Below are 16,318 nucleotides of genomic sequence, written 5' to 3' on the forward strand. Positions count from 1 at the left end.
TCCAACCCTAGAATGCAAATAGCCCATTTTTTTTTGGGAAAAAACGTTGTAAAAGACGTTGTAAAAAATTAATCCATTTCAAAATAACTCCTTAGGCATGACATGAAGCAGCTGCACATTGCAAAAGCAGATTAAACGACACGGATCCAGTAGGCTGGTTCAACAACCCAAACTCCGCAATCATATGCGATAGCCCTACGATGGCGGTTCATCAGCCAGAACGTCCAGGCGACAAACCGACTATTTCCACTATAGACGGTTCTATCCCCATCCAGCATGACAGAATAGCGAGGCTTTTTGTCCATATTATGATTCCTTATGTTGTTTACCTGGAATTATCGGAGCATCCAGGTGGCAAGGCAACTCTGTATCAGAGGATATTTTACCCCGCGCAACCAGCCATGCGCGACGTTGTTCCAGCCATGTTTTGAAAGCGGGTGTCGCTTCGACTTTTTTCACTTCCTTCTGTTTCCAGGCTTTTACCGGGCCTGCACTGAGCGGCGCACCGAGAAATTCACTGATCGCCTTGTCAGTCCAAAGACGAGCTTTCAAGCCACGTTTACTTATCCACTCAGCATGCCATTCATTGCTCGCTTGGGCTCGTCTATCTACTGCATTGTAATAAAGCCTCACGGTCATGGCACATCTCCTTGTACTTCTACATCATGAATGGGTTTGGCATAGAGGGACCAAAGAAAAATACAATGATTGAGGTAAGGATAAAACAGGTTAACCAGAGCCATTCAAGTTTCCAAGGTCTGAATAATTGCCAGATAAATCCGGCCGCGATAGTGCCGCAAACAACACCACCAATTAGAGCTTCAGAAATTGTCGAGTGTTCCATTGATTTTGTTTCTCCAAAAATTACGCCATTGTGCTTTATAAAACTACAAGCGATGCGACAGGGAATTTCATACTGAAAGAAATCACAAAAAACCTAGTTTTTTAGATAGTTAGGGCTGAAAATGTAGTGGGAACTTTTTAGTGGAGTCACACATTAAATTCCCACATTTTTTTATTTTTCGAAGGACTGCATGTTGCCCATAACCAGCCTGATGGCCTTATCTAACTCAGCCTGAACTGAAGCAGGAAGACGGGCAAATTCATAGGTCACTAAGCGTTTAGACGGATCGGTTTTCTTCCGGGCAAACTGCTTTTTGTCTTCAAACTCACGTAGCTTTTCAGTTTGTACAGTTTTCACTGGCGCTGGCTTCAGCTGCTTCGAATGGCGTTTAAAAGAGTCCATAATTAGCGACTTACTTACGCTTTCAACTTTTGCTGCACTGATGTCTGCCTGCACTTTTCCGAGCAAATCAGACAGAGGCACACCTTTGCTATCTAAGTCCTCTGAAATTTTTAACAGCAGCTGGTAATCAGCAAGGGAGAGTTCATTGATAACCGGGAATAACTCGACCATTTCAGCTGGCACAGAAGCAGCTTGAAACGCTCGGGAAACGCTTGCCGGTGAGACGTCCTCTACGCGCGCAATTTCATCCTTAGACATGCCATTTGCGTACATAAATTGATATCTTTGACCTATCTCACGAAGCGTATGCTCACGCGCGGTCTGAATGTCTTTGGCAAGCTGACGAGCATCTTCAAGACTTATCTCATCTTCTGTAACCAGAATTTCGAATTTCGCGCCACTGAAGATACATGCCGCCCGGCGCCGGGAACCATCTAACACTTCAATACAACCGTTAATAACTCGGCCGATTGCTGGGAAAAATTGCTGCAGGTTGATAGTTCGCGTTATGTCGCTCACTGACTCAGGGGTTACATACCTTTGGTCGCGACCGTTAACAGCTGGATCCACAAATGTCTTCTCTTCAATATCACCATTCAAAATGGTTGAGAGGGTGAACTTGGCCTGATTACCGGACTTAAGGGTGAATACCTTCTCTGCTTCTTTGGTTTCGAGGCTACGGATAAAATCTGAGCTATCACTACCTAAAATGTTTCGCCCGCGAGCTACTATTTTTTTCTTCACGCTGATTGGCTCCTCAGGAATTCAATACGGTCAAACACAGCCTTCGTAAAATGCTCTGCTTCTGTACGCGCTTTTTTTAACGCGTCGTTGCTACCGGGATAAGATGCTGGGTTGGCACTAATAATCGTATCAAACGTTTCTCCGCAACGTTCAAAGCCATCCAGGCGGGGCAGGGAAGAGTCCAGTATGCTGCTTGTGTAGACTTCACGAGCAAGGCTATGTGAAACCAGATGATCGGGCTTGCCAGTCATTTTCGACATAAAACCAATACTGGCAGCCAGACGCGGTTCAATGCCTTCTTCTTCCAGCGTTTCCAGCATTTCAGGCAAGCGGGTAAGGTATTTCAACGTGGAATGGAAATCGACTTGCGCCGGCGGAGTAGGGGTGAGAATAAGGTCACTTGCCGCCAAACCGTTTAGTAAAAATGGATCGAGGTGCGGACCTGTATCAATCAGGATGAAATCGTAGTCATCAGCCACACGATCGATAATTATTTTGCGAAGCACTTCGTACTGGTTTACGCCCGGCAGGTGCTCGCTAACCAGCTCCTTCCATGCGCTGGCTACAAAACCATCATCAATAGAAGCAGGAATAACATCTACACCTGGAATGATGGTTGGCCGTATCACTTCGTTACGCAGGGTTTCAGCATCGACATCGTTTAGCATCGCTTGTGCGGCGGTTTCAAGAATGGAACCAATACTGTGCGTGTGATCGAGGAACATGGTGCTGGATGCCTGCGGATCAAGGTCAATAACCAGAATACGCAGATCGTGACGCAATAAATCCTGATGCACTCGCAACGCGTGCGCCAGCGTTACAGTTGATACGGTTTTGGATACGCCACCTTTCAAGTTAACGACGAAAATAACGTAAGGCGATTGATGGATTTCACGATACTTCGGGATCTTGCGGTGGGCGTAAATATCAATAACATTCTGTACTGTAAGAGCATATTGCTCAACATTTCCGACGCGTTTCTTGTTGAAATCGTAGCCTGCATCTTCCATTTCTTTAATGGCCTGCTCCACGATGCGACGGCTTAGCTTGGGTAATTTGGCTACTGCGTTCCGGGTAAATGTCTGGAAGTATTCTGTAAGGTTAAACTCTTTGCGTTGATCTTCAATGTCCCGGCTCATTGACTCAAGCAATATGCCAGCTCGTCGCGCTATCGAGCCTACTCCACCGTAATCTCGTTTCATTCTGTTCTCCATGATGTTTTCAATGTAGAGGACATTGATTGTACAGCTCGGAGTGTACAACAAATACCGTGACGTGCAAGAAATTATTGATATTGGTGTTTTTGTTGCACGTTCAGCGAGTGACTCAAAGGCTGAACGCTGATACATGTGTTTATAAATCGGCTCGGAAGTGAGCAAACAGGTGTGTTTACAAAGCGGAAACAATATGAGAGGGAATAGATGTGTTTATAAAACGGATGCTGATGCTGTGTTACCGGGAAAACAGCAAACACTCGCAGTCACTGCGGCACATATCCGCTTTACAAACACAGTCAGGCGCTTTTACTCTCCATCTTTTAAGGCTTCAGACATAGCCTTAATGTCTGGCCTAGGCGTGCGACGGGTTATGATTAAGTGCCATTCACCATCCTTTTTAACGACATCGCCATCTAAATAACCGACCGCTTTAAGCTCGTCTATAGCCTTGTTAATCACTCGATTCTGCTGGTTATTGGGTGAGGTAAGCATTAGGCGACGTTTAATACGCGCGAACGATAGTGGTATTGGTCGCTCAGGAAGGCTCTCAATGAAAGTGTATAGGGCCTGTGCTGTCCCTTTGTTCGCAAGTTGCCGGATTATAAACATCTGCAGAAGCACCTGACGGTCGAATTGATAAAGCTCCCAAAGAGACTCATCGGCGGTAAGTTCCATGATGTCGTCTTTTTCGTCCCACTTACCACGACTTAACAGACCAGATACAACACCATTCCGATCCTTTTCTGAGGCAAGCTTGATAGTTGTGCTGCGAAGACGAATAAGAGAGTCGGCCAAGCGCGTTCTGAGTCCTTTATCTTTGTCCTTTGAGCTAAACCCGCAGAATGTAGCAAACTCGCTGAATGGAAGTTCAATGGTGCTGCTGTTTAAGCCATATTTCGAAAACGCGAGAATGATGCCAACCCACACCTTGAAGTCAGTCTCCATCGAAAGTCGTGGGCCGGTAATACGGATGTCTGTATAACCTTCGGCTCTTGCCAACTCTAAGCTTTGAAGTTCGCTACTCGCATCAATACTGATATTTTCTGTGTCCTTTCCTTTTCGTTTTAAGGAAGGTAGAAACAGACCTAAGCGCATCAAAGCTACAGGCTGGACAGTAGCGTTTCTGGAAGGCATGAGCTTCTTATTTTCATCGATTTCTACGAGAACCGATTCAAGTGATAGATCTACACTTTTCTTATACATAAGGACTTATCCACAGTTAAAGGATCATCCACAGACACAGCATGCGTAATCCCATTTATAAACACGCGCAATCCGTTTTATAAACACATATATCCGCTTTGTAAACACAGAATACCGATTTACAAACACAAATATCCGACTTATAAACACATGAAATGGCTGTTAGCCTATGCATGGCGCGGTTTTCAACGTACCGGGATCTGTTTGGATCATTATATGGATCTTTGCTGGATCAGATATTTGGATCTGCCCGGTGGATAACTGGATAAGTTGTCCATTTAACTTCGAGCGTAAGCAGAATTTATCCGTGCAGTTCCCTGGTGCTTCCTCGCTCACTCGCGGGCTTCGCCCTGTCGTTCGGCTGCGGCGAGCACTACTGGCTCTCTCTGAAAAGCGAAATTTAACTGATCCTCGCTATGGGGATATCTTTCCAGCGGGGGGTGTACGCAGGGGAGAGCATGTCGCGTTTCATTTGCCATGATGGCGCTATCCCTCGTCCGGCAAACCAGAGCTGTCCCAGCCCGGAATGATTAATGCCATCGAGAACCTTCATCAGCTCAGCGCTGTGAGGACGTGGAGGACGTTCGTCGAACAGCTGCAGCTGCGAAACACCGGAGCCGGTGAAGTCATTCAGCATCACACCGGCTTTGGCATACCGGTGCCCGTCCTTCCAGATACGCTCCAGAGCCGTTGTGGCGGCCGCAATGATGTCCCGGGTGTCCTGAGTGGGGGTAAGCAGTTTCTCCGTGGCCACGTTGCCATAGTAAGGCTCTTTAACGGCGAACGGAGACGTTTTGATGAATACGGAAATATGCCGGCAATACTGGCGCTCTTTACGCAGCTTTTCTGAGGCCCGCTCTGCGTACTGACAGACAGCCTGGCGGAGCGAATCGTACTCCGTGATTTTCTCTCCAAAACTGCGGCTGCAGACGATCTGCTGCTTTGTTGGCGGGGCTTCCTCAAGCGACATGCAGCTTTCCCCGTTCAGTTCGCGTACCGTTCGCTCAAGGACTACGGAGAAATTTTTGCGGATAAAGGCCGGGTTCGTCAGGGCCAGATCGAGCGCGGTTTTGATGCCCAGAACATTGAGCTTGCGTGCAATACGGTTTCCCACGCCCCAGATCTCTTCGACCGGCTGCAGTGAAAGCAGTTTCCGCGTTCGCTGTGGATTCCCCCGGGTGAGTGCGAGCACACCACGAAACTGTTTCCACTCCTTTGAGGCCCACTGGGCTGATTTTGCGAGGGTTTTCGTTGGTCCGGCGCCCACACCGATGGTCAGACGGGTACAGTCATACACGTGCTGTCGCAGCTGCCGGCCGAAGTCCTCCAGGTCCATGCAGTGCTCCACACCGGTCAGATCGAGGAACATCTCGTCAATCGAATACTGTTCCACCCCCGGAGCCAGTTCCTCCAGGCAGCTCATCACGCGCGCCGACATGGATGCATAAAGTTCATAGTTGCTGGAGAACGCGTATATTTTTTCCGGGTATCTTTCGTTTTTCATCTGAAACCACGGCGTACCCATTTTGATCCAGGGCTTTGCCTCGGCACTTCTCGCGATTACGCAGCCATCGTTATTGCTGAGCACCACAACCGGCTTTCCTTTCAAATCCGGGCGGAAAACACGTTCGCAGCTGGCATAAAAGCTGTTCACATCGGCCAGGGCAAACATCAGTACATCTCCCTCGGGCGGTGGATGATGTGCGTGACGACGCCAAAGATATCCAGATCGTCCGGGTCGGGATAAATCGGCGACCAGGCGGCGTTCATGGGCTGCAGCGTCAGTCGTGGCGTCAGCAGCAACCGTTTGACCGTAAACTCCCCCTGCACGCTGGCCACAACAATATCGCCATGCCGGGGCTTCTCGGCACAGTCCACAACCAGCAGATCGCCATTGTAAAGGCTGCCGTCGGACATACTGTCACCGCTGGCGCGAAGGTAGTAAGTCGCGCTCGGATGCCGTATGCAGTAATCATGGAGATCCAGGTCAGACTCGACGTAGTCAGCTGCAGGGCTGGGAAAACCGCAGCTGGCCAGGTCTGCAAACAACGGATGGGCCTGTGGCGGGAGTTCTTTCCCGGTGCTGAAAAGCTGCAGTTTCATCTTTCCTCCTGATGTCTAAATATACTGGTTATGCATACAGTGTGCGCCGGGAGACCGGTAGAGATCAAGGGGTGAAAGTCCCCGACCATTGAAGGACCAGCAATCCACAAGGTCCCCGAGTCATGCGTTGCATACCGCGAGGTATGGGGCGAAGCGTTGACAGGGGTGTTGACAGGCCAGCCATTGAGCCACGAAATGTATATTAAATTACCGGGTGCCGACGTTGTACTGTTAACGGAAGGCAACATCATAGGGTGCGATACTGCGAGTGCCACATGGACCCGGCGGGGTCTGAGACCCTGGCATGTCAATACGATCTCTACGCGGGAACCGGGAGATCTCCCCTCTGACCATCTGCCAGTGTCGGAGATGGCCCGCACCGGGAAGACGAGGAGTCATAGCCGGTGATGTACGGAGAGGAGAAGTCGGACTCGCTCATAGTAGCGGCGAAGCAGGCGAACAACCCGAAAGGAGCGGAGTCAGTGGAGCGAAGGAGCGGGGCCAAGGGGAACGCGGAACAGCCACACATGCGCCGGACACAGAGCCGGGAAAGCATGTCACAGAGGCTGTCACGCGTGCGGGAAGCTGCGAAGCAGCGGAAGAAAGAACGGTTTACAGCATTGTTCCACCTGCTGACAGTCGAAGCACTGGAAGCCGCATTCCTCTCCCTGAGCAGGAAAGCGGCCGCCGGAGTGGATGGCATCAGGTGGATGGACTACGCCGGAAACATGAAGAACAACATAACAGATCTGCACCGGAGGCTACATCAGGGCAGCTACAGGGCGCAGCCCGGCAGGCGTCACTACATCCCAAAAGCGGATGGAAAACAACGCCCGCTCGGCATCGCCTCGCTGGAGGACAAGATCGTCCAGTATGCGCTGGTGAAAATCCTGAACGCAGTCTATGAAAACGACTTTATGGGGTTCTCATACGGGTTCAGACCCGGGCGAAGCCAGCACGATGCACTGGACGCACTGGCCACAGGGCTGGTACGCACTAACGTAAACTGGGTACTGGATGCCGACATCAGTCAGTTCTTCGACAGGGTGAGCCACGAATGGCTGATCAGGTTCACAGAGCATCGGATCGGCGACCGGAGGGTAATCAGGCTCATACGTAAGTGGCTCACAGCCGGGACCTCAGAGGAAGGAGAATGGCGGGCATCGGAGGAAGGCACCCCACAGGGTGCGGTCATCTCACCGCTGCTGGCAAACATATACCTCCACTACGTCTTCGATCTGTGGGCGCATCAGTGGCGACGTCGCTATGCCACAGGCAATGTGGTAATGGTCAGATACGCCGATGACATCGTCATCGGGTTCGACAAACGATACGATGCCCGGCGCTTCCGTATAGCCATGCAGCGCAGACTGAGGGAGTTCGGACTCACGGTTCACCCGGAGAAAACCCGTCTGATGGAGTTCGGCCGCTTCGCTGCCGAAAACCGTGCCATCAGGGGAAAAGGCAAACCAGAAACGTTCAACTTCCTCGGGTTCACGCACATCAGCGGGAAAGATCGCAACGGCAGGTTCATGCTGATACGAAAGACCCGCCGGGATCGGATGACGGCAACTCTGAAAGCCATCAAAGACGGTCTGCGAAGGCGCTGGCATTACTCAATCCCCGAACAGGGAAAATGGCTCAGGAGAGTGGTTCAGGGATACCTGAACTATCACTCGGTACCGGGCAACTTCCCCACCATGCAGAAGTTCAGGACACACGTAACAAACCTCTGGCGCCGGGCGCTCAGGCGCAGGAGCCAGAAGGATGATACGACCTGGACGAAAGCAAACAAACTGGCAGCCGCATGGCTACCAGGGGTTCGGGTTCTTCATCCATGGCCTGTGGAGCGGTTCACCGCCAGACACCCGAGGCAGGAGCCCGGTGCGTAAATCGCGCACGCCGGGATCTGTGCGGGGGGTATCCGGTAACGGGTATCCCTACCGCGACATATTTAACAGCGTGAGGATAATCCAGATCGCCTGCGACATGAACAGTATGAGTAACATAAATTACTCAAAATGTTCATTAATATCATTTTGATTCATCAGTTTTACTCATAATGAGAAATAAGGCTTTTATTTTTTCATTTTGCTCTTATAATATGTATCAAATTGAGTGTAATTGACGGAGCATAATGATGAATATTTACTGCGATGATGGTTCAACTAATGTTAAGCTGGCATGGTTTGAAGGAAACGAGCTGCAGACCCGGGTTTCTGCTAACTCCTTCCGGCATGGCTGGAAAGTGGCGGAATTCAGTGCTGCAACGTTCAACTATCAGGTGGGTACGCTGAAATACACCTGGGACAGCGTCAGCCGGGATGCCATCCCGACAACAAACGTGGAATATCAGTACGGTGATCTCAACCTGCTGGCCGTGCATCATGCGCTGCTGAACAGCGGACTGGAGCCGCAGCCGGTGAGCCTGACCGTGACGCTGCCCCTGAGTGAGTATTACGACGGGGACTGCCAGCGGAACGAGGAGAACATACGACGCAAACGGGAAAACCTGATGCGTGAGCTGGTTCTGAATAAGGGCAGGGCATTTACCGTAACGGACGTGAAGGTGATGCCGGAATCACTACCGGCGGCGTTCTCCCGTCTCGCGGAGCTGAAGCCCGGCCCCGCTGAGACCACCCTGATTATCGATCTCGGTGGCACCACGCTCGATGCCGGTGTGATTGTCGGCCAGTTTGATGATATCAGTGCGGTGCACGGTAATCCGTCTGTCGGCGTGTCACAGGTCACCCGCGCAGCTGCAGGCGCGCTGCGGGCGGCAGACAGCGAAACCAGCGCCCTCATCGCTGACACTGTCATCCGCAACCGCAATGATCGTCAGTATCTGCAGCGTGTGATCAACGATGCCGGTAAAATCGACGAGGTTCGGAACAAAATAACAGAGGCGATCACTTCCCTGGGGGCGCGTGTCACCAGTGAGCTGACGGCCTTCAGGAACGTTAACCGGGTATTCCTGGTCGGGGGAGGGGCTTCCCTCATAGAAGAAGCTATCCGTCAGGCCTGGCCTCTGGCTCCTGACCGTATCGAGGTTATAGGCGATCCGCAGATGGCGCTGGCCAGGGAGATTGCCCTTTACAATAAAGAGGACTAAACGTGCCGGACGGCCAGTATTCTTTCTATCTGCACAGCGACGATCGCACCGACATCGCGGCAATGGCAACCATCAGCACCATCTCACAGCCCCTGCGCGGTGAGTTCATCCGTACCGCCGCCACCGCCGGGGCGGTGGTATACCAGGTGGATGCCCGTTTACCGGCGCTGATCCCGGTGTTCTTTGCCGGGCAACTGAGCGCTGTCCGCCTTTGCGCCGTGATGGCCCTGGTCTCCGGAACCTGGTCCTCACTCACCGGCCTTCCGGATGAGCCCGAAAATGGTGAGGCAGCTCTGCCCGTGTCACCGGAGACAGAATACCAGCGCCGGCGTTACACCCTGACGCTTCAGAATGGCCGGAGTGGGGAACGGGTGGAAAGTGTGCTGACGGAAGCGTCATCCCGTCTGCGTGGGGATCTGCTGAGAAACCTGATTATCACCGGTCTTGCCCTCCACACGACGGCGCCTGAACTGCCGCGCCTGCTGGCCAGTATGCCGGTACCGCCCACCTCGGTCAGTGAGCTGCAGGCTCTGGTTCAGCAGATGGCCGGCACCGCTGACGTGAACAGGGCTGCAGCTGCAGTACCGGATACGCCGGCAGCATCTGCCGCGCCGGTGTCCGGGGCGGATACCCGGGAAATAAAGAAAAATATGCGGCGTGCATTCGGTGACTAACAGTACGAATCACATCCACTACTATACCGATTTCAAATGACTGGCATCCCAGGGAGGTTCTCATGTCACCAGGATTCAGAAATGTTCTCCGTCTCGCCCGCATTCCCGTCGACAGCAGTGAACCGGTGCGAAGAAAATTTGGCAGCCGGCTGATTGGCATTGTGACGGTATGTCTGCTTCCGCTTCTGGTTTTCGACGTTCCGCAGTGGGTTTTCATTCTGTCGCAGGTCATCTGGGGGGCTGGCGTCTATATTGGCCTGTCCCTGGCCGGGGATAAATCCCTGAACCGCTGATACAAACTTTCCGGTTGTTCAAAAAAAGAACAGACGTGGTGGCGTCTGTTCTCCCGCGCTTCTCCGTCGTTTGCCTTCAGGTTATCCACAATTTTAAGCCCCGGATTTGTGGACAGGTATGCCGGTAATTCCCCGTTCGCCTGGAGTTAACGCCAGCCTGCCGCCCGCTGCCAGTGTCTCGCGTCCGGTCTGGTACGGGACGGGCGGTTTTTCCGCTCCGGCCCGGCGTCGTTGAGAGTGTGCGCCAGTCCCTCGCCCTTTTAAGGAACGCCCTTCAAGCCGCTTTCGCGGCATATCCTTGCCGTCCAAAAGACGGACGGCTGCGGTATTCCACGGTCGGCCTGACCCGTGACCGGACGCGATGAACAGGCAGCGTGCGGCAGGGAACGGTATCGCGGTGATGCCTCCTGCCCCCTCAGACTACAGGAGTGCTGCCATGTCCAGATTCATTCTCGGGAACTGTATTGATGTGATGCGCGGATTCCCCGACCGTGCCGTGGACCTTATTGTGACCGATCCGCCTTACCTCGTCGGTTTTAAGGACCGTCAGGGCAGACAGATTGCCGGGGATGTGACGGACGAATGGCTGCAACCGGCCACGCTGGAGATGTACCGCGTCCTTAAAAAAGACGCACTGATGGTGAGCTTCTACAGCTGGAACCGTGTGGACCGCTTTATGGCCGCGTGGAAGGCGGCAGGATTCTATGCCGTGGGCCAGCTTGTGTTCACCAAAAACTATGCCTCCAACCGTCGTAACGCCAGGGCCCGACGCGGATTTGTGGACTACTGCCATGAAGGGGCTTATGTCCTTGCCAAAGGCCGCCCCGTGCCGCCCCTTAAACCGCTGCCGGATGTGCTGCCCTTCCCGTATACCGGTAATACCCTGCATCCGACGCAGAAACCGGTGGAGGCGCTACAGCCGCTGATTGAGTCATTCAGCGCCCCGGGCGCGATTGTTCTCGACCCGTTTGCCGGAAGCGGTTCGACCTGCGTCGCTGCATACCGTGCCGGACGCCGCTATATCGGCATCGAAATGCTGGCGCAGTACCACCGGGCCGGAACCGAACGACTGGCCGCCATGCACCGGGCCGTAAATACCCCGGCGGCGAACGATGAATGGCTCCCGGAGGCCGCGTAATGAATTACGACGGACACGAAGCCCTGCGCCGCGATATGGCCGGGCTGGCGAACAATCTTTGCGACCTGAAAACCACCCTGAAAGTGCTGGAAGACACGTACCACTACCGGTACGACGGACTGGCGGAACGGCTTGCCGGTATCAGTCTGCGACGTCTCAGCGTCCTGATGGATGAGGCGTTCAATATTGCACTGATGCTCGATGAAAGCTTTCTGGACTGAGGAGAGAACATGTACGGAACCCGTGAAGATCTTTGCAGGATGCTGAATGAGCAATATCCCGCAGAAACCCCGCTGAACCTGATTATCTGGACCCCGGCGGATATTGAAGCACTGGCTGACGGGATGGAATATTCCTTTTCAGAACATGACGTAAGGGCAGTACTGGAACGCATGGACACTATACCGGAAGAACAACGGCTTGAGTCGGGCGTGTCAGCCGGCCTGGTGATGGCACTGATAGACAGGTGAAAGAGAACGGGCAGAGGGTGACTGTGCCGGTTGACCTGCTTGAAACCCTGCTGATTACCGCCGAACAGGCATTGTGGGACAGGGAATGGACCGCACGGGATCGCAATCTCCCGGTGCCGGAAAGCGTAATGCGCCGCCTGGCGGATACAGCAAAAGTGCGGGCATTACTGAAAAGCTGACAGCAGATCGCCCCGCCACGCGGCGGGGTGATATAACCCGGACAGAGACGATAATGATGAAAAAAGAAACCCTTAACACGCTTATTCTGCGTCACGGCGACCGGATGCTGCGCCAGGCTGGCTGGCCCGACACTGTTGATATGGCGCCCGTCGCCCCCGAAACCGTACCCGGCTGGCTTGCCGCCTGCGGCTCTCTCAGTGGCGTGGAAATCCTCACGCTTACGGAACAGCTTTGTCAGCCGCTGACGTATGGCCGGGCAGCGTTGTTGCTCGCCAGCGCCCGGCGGCTGGCGGGAACCCCGGCTCGTCTGCATCTCTTTCCGGTGCAGGCATATCCGCATCCGGAGCGGCTGGCTGACTGTCAGGTTATCCGCCTGCCTTACGCTCAGGAGTGGCTGACAGCGGCGGAATGTGACGATCTGCTGGCCTTCCTGAAAGCCTCCCTCACGCAGATATCGGAAATCGTCCACCGGGATACGAAGCGCATCGCCGCCGCGCTGACGCCGTCCGTCACTCCCCGTCTGATGGACAGGCGGATCGGTGACTGGCGCTTGCTGGCCGTGGAGTATGATCATGATAACTGCCTGGACGAAGACGAAACCGACAGGCTGGATCAGGTCCTCGATGCCATTCTTATTCGCGATGCGCGATTCTGCCCGGTCCTGCTCACCCTGGTTAACGAGCGGGAGGAAACTATCAGGAGCGCAGGGGTTATCGCTGATCAGCTGCGTTTTACGGACACTCCGGTCCGGCGCTGGTTTGATCGCCGGGTTTTAAGGGAAATGGTGAGAGAGGCCCGCGCCAGCAGAACTCAGGAGTGACAGCCCGGAGCGTCAGGGGAGGGGGACCCTCCCTTGTCAGCCTGCCGGCACAGGAGGTGTGGTGCGATAAGGATGTCGCCGTGCCGGCTCCGCGTCCACCCGGCCCGGTTTCCGGGCCTTTTGGGTGAACACAACCCTCTGTTATCGCCGTGCCGTGTGCTGGCTGTGCCGTGCCTTCACTGTAGCCCGGCAGCCGCAGAGGCTGGAGTTCGCTGGCGCACCCATCTCCGGATAAGGAAGTCGCCGGCTTGCCGTTGCCGCCGGCTCCGCTTCACCCGGCCCCATCCCTCCGGTCTGTGGCCTTATTCCTGCGTCTGTCGCGTCGCGACATCTGCTTCCGCTTTTCTCCCTGTGGTCGAAAAACGGGGGGAGAAACCCTGTATTCAACCTCCTGCATCGCGACGGGTTGTGCCGTGCCTTCACTTTAGCCCGGCCGCTGCAGATGCAAGGGTGCGCTGACGCCGCCATCCTCGCCCGGTCGCAGTTTTTTTATGATGCTCGCCGTTCTTCCCGTCGTTTTCTCGCTCAGGTTTCGCTCGAAAACCGTCCAGACCAGCTTCGCGCTATATCTGCGCTGCGGCCTCCGGTGTCGCCCCTGCATCTTCCGCTTTTCGCCGGGCTGTCGTGTCGGCACGGCACAACCCGGTGCCGCAGTCTATGTGATTACGGAGGTTTATCCATGCAGTATGTGAATACATGCCCGGTCCTGAATGTTGAGGAGTCCGACCGCCTGTCTTTTATGCCGTACCTGTTCGGCACGGATTTCATGCTCGCGGAATTACAGGTGTACGCTCTGGCCAAAAAATGGATGCCCGGCTATGAGGGCGGCTTCTGGCATTTTATTCGCCTGCCGGAGGGGGGCGGCTACATGATGCCGGATTGTGGCCGGGTACATCTGGTCAGTAGCGAAAACTGGTTTGATCGCACTGTCAGCGCCGACGCGGCGGGCATTATTCTGACCAGCCTGGCGATTAATCGCCGTCTGGCGGCCCATCATGACAGCAGTAACCCGGCGCTGACTCGCCTTTATATGCTGCGTGATGCCCAGCTCTGGAATCACATCACCTTTCACCCCGAATGCAGTGCTATTTACGCCGCGCTGGACTGATTAACGACCGGGGCGGTTACACCGCCCCGCAGGGAGACAAAAATGACTTCATCAGTAACCGTTCCGGCCGTCTACGTGGGCACATATCACCAGTACAACGGCGGCAGTATTTTTGGCAAATGGTTTGATTTAACCGACTTCGACGACGAAGACGAATTTTATGACGCCTGCCGGGCGTTGCATGCCGCCGAGGATGACCCCGAGTTTATGTTTCAGGACTGGGAAGGGATCCCGTCTCAGTTTGCCTCTGAATCCTCTGTTAAGTGGGCGTTTATCGAGGCATTCCGGCAGGCGCAGGACGAAGGACGCGCCGCCGCGTTTGTGGCCTGGGCGGACTATACCGGCGAGTGCGACTATGACGCCTTTGATGAGGCGTATTGTGGCGAGGCTGAAAGCGAGGAGGATTTTGCTTATGGCTTTGTGGAGGATCACGGCCTGTTAAACGAGGTGCCTGAATCCCTGCGCGTCTATTTCGATTATGAGGCTTACGCGCGGGATCTGTTCAGCAGCGGCTATGTCTTCCATGAAGGCTATGTATTCAGCAACTGATGACTATCCGGCGGGGAAGCCCGCCGGTTAAGGAGAAAGCACATGAAACTTGCACCACAAAGCCGCGATATCCTGCGACAGTACAAAGCCCTGATTAATGCCTGCCGCCGCGATGCCGGTCAGCGGGAACTGACCACTGCGCAGGTGATGGATGAAATCTGTGAATACATGACCTGTCAGTGTGCCGTCTATATTGGCGGCCATTTCATTCTTCAGGGGGGAAAGGCACGATAAATCACAGGGCAGGGGGGAACCTCTGCCGCTTCCGGCCGCGCGAAAACCCGGGCAGGCTGCGCCTGCCGGAGAGAGACGTCGCCGCGCCTCCGGCGCCGCGCACTCTCCTCTCCGTTGTCAGTCGCTGTTGCCCCGGAATTCGCGTATTATCAGGGATATCTTCCTGTAAAGCAGACCGGTGAAGCATATGTCAAAGTGGAATATCGCCTCTTTTTCAAAGGAGGAGCAGGATAAAGTTGCCGTCGATAAGGTGGCTGCTGCTGTTGCCTGGCAGGAGCGCATGAACAAGCCCGTCGTGCCGGAACTTGTTGAACGGGAACAGCCTGAACACCTGCGCGAATATTTCCATGAACGGCTCCGCGTACATCGGCTGAACAGTCTGCAGCTGCCGCGCGCAAATGCGCCCGAATATAATAAACCGGGCGAGGATCAGCAGAATTGATTTTCTTACTCAGTGTGTCCAGGGAGGGTAATCTGTGCGTATGTCTCTGATGTTTGCAGCCGTGACGCTTTTAACCGGTATTAACCTGTTTTTTATTCCGTTTCAGCCTGTTCCGGCTCTGTGGGGGGCTATCCTGGCCGTTGCTTTTGTTCTGATTAATGTCGTGGCGGATAAGCTGCGCCTCTGGAGTGGCATGGCGTGGATTATCGTTGCCGGCATCATCATAACGCTGATGCTGAAGGGGAAAGAGCCGGGTGACGAATTACGCGGGTTGATCACCGTTTTTGCTTTCCTGGCTTCGGCCTGGTACTGCGTTGTTCAGTACAGAAAAGAGCAGGGCGAATCTCAGTCCTGACCTGACCGGTACCCTTCATCTTGCTGCTGCTCTTCCTCTGGCTTTGCCTCACTTTCCTTTCACACAATCTGCTCCGGGGCCACCTTCGGCTCCTGACCCGCTGGCGCGGTTCAGTCGTCGAGCCACACTCCGCTAACCGCGAAAAGACGCGGTAAGCTCCGCCGAACCCGCTACGCGGTTTCGGGCCTGGCGGCTAGTGTCTGATGTCTGAGGTCAGGGTCAACGGCAGCGCTTGCTGCGACCGTCCCGGTCGCGCCGCTTTCACCGTGCCGGCGAAGGACTGCCGGCACTCTGCGGGGCAACGCCGTTTCGCGCCCGCGCGTTCCGTCGTTGCGGCGGGTGCCTGCTCCTTTCCCCTGGTACCCGTATCACCCGTTTGAGTCCATTCGCCGGGGCTGAGACAAGCACAACCCGTCTTGCTGTCCAGGGG

18 protein-coding genes and 2 pseudogenes are annotated in these 16,318 nt (G+C 54.2%); 14 read left to right on the forward strand and 6 right to left on the reverse strand.

From position 1 onward, the window contains the following. Positions 1 to 306: 306 nt before the first annotated feature. The 6 genes from KHQ28_RS23155 to umuD form a co-directional block, all read right to left on the reverse strand. Positions 307 to 639, reverse strand: a complete 333-nt coding sequence (locus KHQ28_RS23155; RefSeq protein ID WP_004152347.1) for a hypothetical protein — start codon at positions 637 to 639, stop codon at positions 307 to 309. Between the two features lie 376 nt (positions 640 to 1,015). Continuing rightward, positions 1,016 to 1,990, reverse strand: coding sequence for a ParB family protein (locus KHQ28_RS23160; RefSeq protein ID WP_004152348.1), 975 nt, complete (start codon positions 1,988 to 1,990; stop codon positions 1,016 to 1,018). Beyond that, on the reverse strand, positions 1,987 to 3,192 hold the full coding sequence (locus KHQ28_RS23165; protein WP_004152349.1) for an AAA family ATPase: 1,206 nt from the start codon (positions 3,190 to 3,192) through the stop codon (positions 1,987 to 1,989). Before KHQ28_RS23165 ends, KHQ28_RS23160 begins: the two co-directional genes overlap by 4 nt. Positions 3,193 to 3,513: 321 nt before the next feature. After that, entirely contained in the window at positions 3,514 to 4,410 is an 897-nt protein-coding gene (locus KHQ28_RS23170; RefSeq protein WP_004152350.1) for a RepB family plasmid replication initiator protein, read from the reverse strand. 400 nt (positions 4,411 to 4,810) lie between these two features. Beyond that, on the reverse strand, positions 4,811 to 6,082 hold the full coding sequence (locus KHQ28_RS23175) for a Y-family DNA polymerase (protein ID WP_211777692.1): 1,272 nt from the start codon (positions 6,080 to 6,082) through the stop codon (positions 4,811 to 4,813). Beyond that, a complete protein-coding gene (umuD, locus tag KHQ28_RS23180) occupies positions 6,082 to 6,513 on the reverse strand; it encodes a translesion error-prone DNA polymerase V autoproteolytic subunit (RefSeq protein ID WP_004152352.1) in 432 nt (143 codons plus the stop codon). The genes KHQ28_RS23175 and umuD overlap by 1 nt, the downstream gene beginning before the upstream one ends. A gap of 404 nt (positions 6,514 to 6,917) precedes the next feature. Between umuD and ltrA the strand changes: the two genes are divergently transcribed. The 14 genes and pseudogenes from ltrA (at position 6,918) to KHQ28_RS23250 (ending at position 15,888) form a co-directional block, all read left to right on the forward strand. Continuing rightward, positions 6,918 to 8,405: a group II intron reverse transcriptase/maturase gene (ltrA, locus tag KHQ28_RS23185; RefSeq protein ID WP_167878631.1), complete on the forward strand. Its 1,488-nt coding sequence runs from the start codon at positions 6,918 to 6,920 to the stop codon at positions 8,403 to 8,405. Between the two features lie 248 nt (positions 8,406 to 8,653). Next, complete coding sequence (gene parM / locus KHQ28_RS23190) at positions 8,654 to 9,625, forward strand: plasmid segregation protein ParM domain-containing protein (protein ID WP_022631155.1); 972 nt, start codon at positions 8,654 to 8,656, stop codon at positions 9,623 to 9,625. Between the two features lie 2 nt (positions 9,626 to 9,627). After that, complete coding sequence (locus tag KHQ28_RS23195; protein WP_015345000.1) at positions 9,628 to 10,299, forward strand: plasmid partitioning/stability family protein; 672 nt, start codon at positions 9,628 to 9,630, stop codon at positions 10,297 to 10,299. Between the two features lie 62 nt (positions 10,300 to 10,361). Beyond that, positions 10,362 to 10,592, forward strand: a complete 231-nt coding sequence (locus KHQ28_RS23200; RefSeq protein WP_001568040.1) for a hypothetical protein — start codon at positions 10,362 to 10,364, stop codon at positions 10,590 to 10,592. A gap of 162 nt (positions 10,593 to 10,754) precedes the next feature. Beyond that, positions 10,755 to 10,957: pseudogene (locus KHQ28_RS23205) on the forward strand (hypothetical protein); the annotation flags it as partial. A 71-nt stretch (positions 10,958 to 11,028) separates the two neighbouring features. Next, positions 11,029 to 11,730 (forward strand): DNA methylase, encoded by a 702-nt coding sequence (locus KHQ28_RS23210; protein WP_004152355.1) that lies wholly within the window; start codon positions 11,029 to 11,031, stop codon positions 11,728 to 11,730. Then, a complete protein-coding gene (locus KHQ28_RS23215) occupies positions 11,730 to 11,951 on the forward strand; it encodes a hypothetical protein (RefSeq protein ID WP_001568042.1) in 222 nt (73 codons plus the stop codon). The genes KHQ28_RS23210 and KHQ28_RS23215 overlap by 1 nt, the downstream gene beginning before the upstream one ends. 9 nt (positions 11,952 to 11,960) lie before the next feature. Beyond that, positions 11,961 to 12,379: pseudogene (locus KHQ28_RS23220) on the forward strand (DUF1380 family protein). Positions 12,380 to 12,432: 53 nt separating this feature from the next. Further along, positions 12,433 to 13,200, forward strand: coding sequence for a hypothetical protein (locus tag KHQ28_RS23225; RefSeq protein ID WP_001568044.1), 768 nt, complete (start codon positions 12,433 to 12,435; stop codon positions 13,198 to 13,200). 679 nt (positions 13,201 to 13,879) lie between these two features. Further along, positions 13,880 to 14,308 carry an antirestriction protein gene (locus tag KHQ28_RS23230; RefSeq protein WP_004152356.1) on the forward strand — a complete coding sequence of 143 codons (429 nt, stop codon included), beginning with the start codon at positions 13,880 to 13,882 and terminating at the stop codon, positions 14,306 to 14,308. 42 nt (positions 14,309 to 14,350) lie between these two features. Next, positions 14,351 to 14,857 carry an antirestriction protein ArdA gene (locus KHQ28_RS23235; protein WP_013214014.1) on the forward strand — a complete coding sequence of 169 codons (507 nt, stop codon included), beginning with the start codon at positions 14,351 to 14,353 and terminating at the stop codon, positions 14,855 to 14,857. A 42-nt stretch (positions 14,858 to 14,899) separates the two neighbouring features. Beyond that, on the forward strand, positions 14,900 to 15,091 hold the full coding sequence (locus KHQ28_RS23240) for a hypothetical protein (protein WP_022631158.1): 192 nt from the start codon (positions 14,900 to 14,902) through the stop codon (positions 15,089 to 15,091). A gap of 187 nt (positions 15,092 to 15,278) precedes the next feature. Then, positions 15,279 to 15,533: a DNA polymerase III subunit theta gene (locus KHQ28_RS23245; RefSeq protein ID WP_022631159.1), complete on the forward strand. Its 255-nt coding sequence runs from the start codon at positions 15,279 to 15,281 to the stop codon at positions 15,531 to 15,533. A 34-nt stretch (positions 15,534 to 15,567) separates the two neighbouring features. Then, positions 15,568 to 15,888 (forward strand): hypothetical protein, encoded by a 321-nt coding sequence (locus KHQ28_RS23250; RefSeq protein ID WP_031280552.1) that lies wholly within the window; start codon positions 15,568 to 15,570, stop codon positions 15,886 to 15,888. Positions 15,889 to 16,318: the final 430 nt, after the last annotated feature.

This window comes from Klebsiella sp. 28, assembly GCF_018223905.1.
Taxonomy (GTDB): domain Bacteria; phylum Pseudomonadota; class Gammaproteobacteria; order Enterobacterales; family Enterobacteriaceae; genus Klebsiella; species Klebsiella pneumoniae.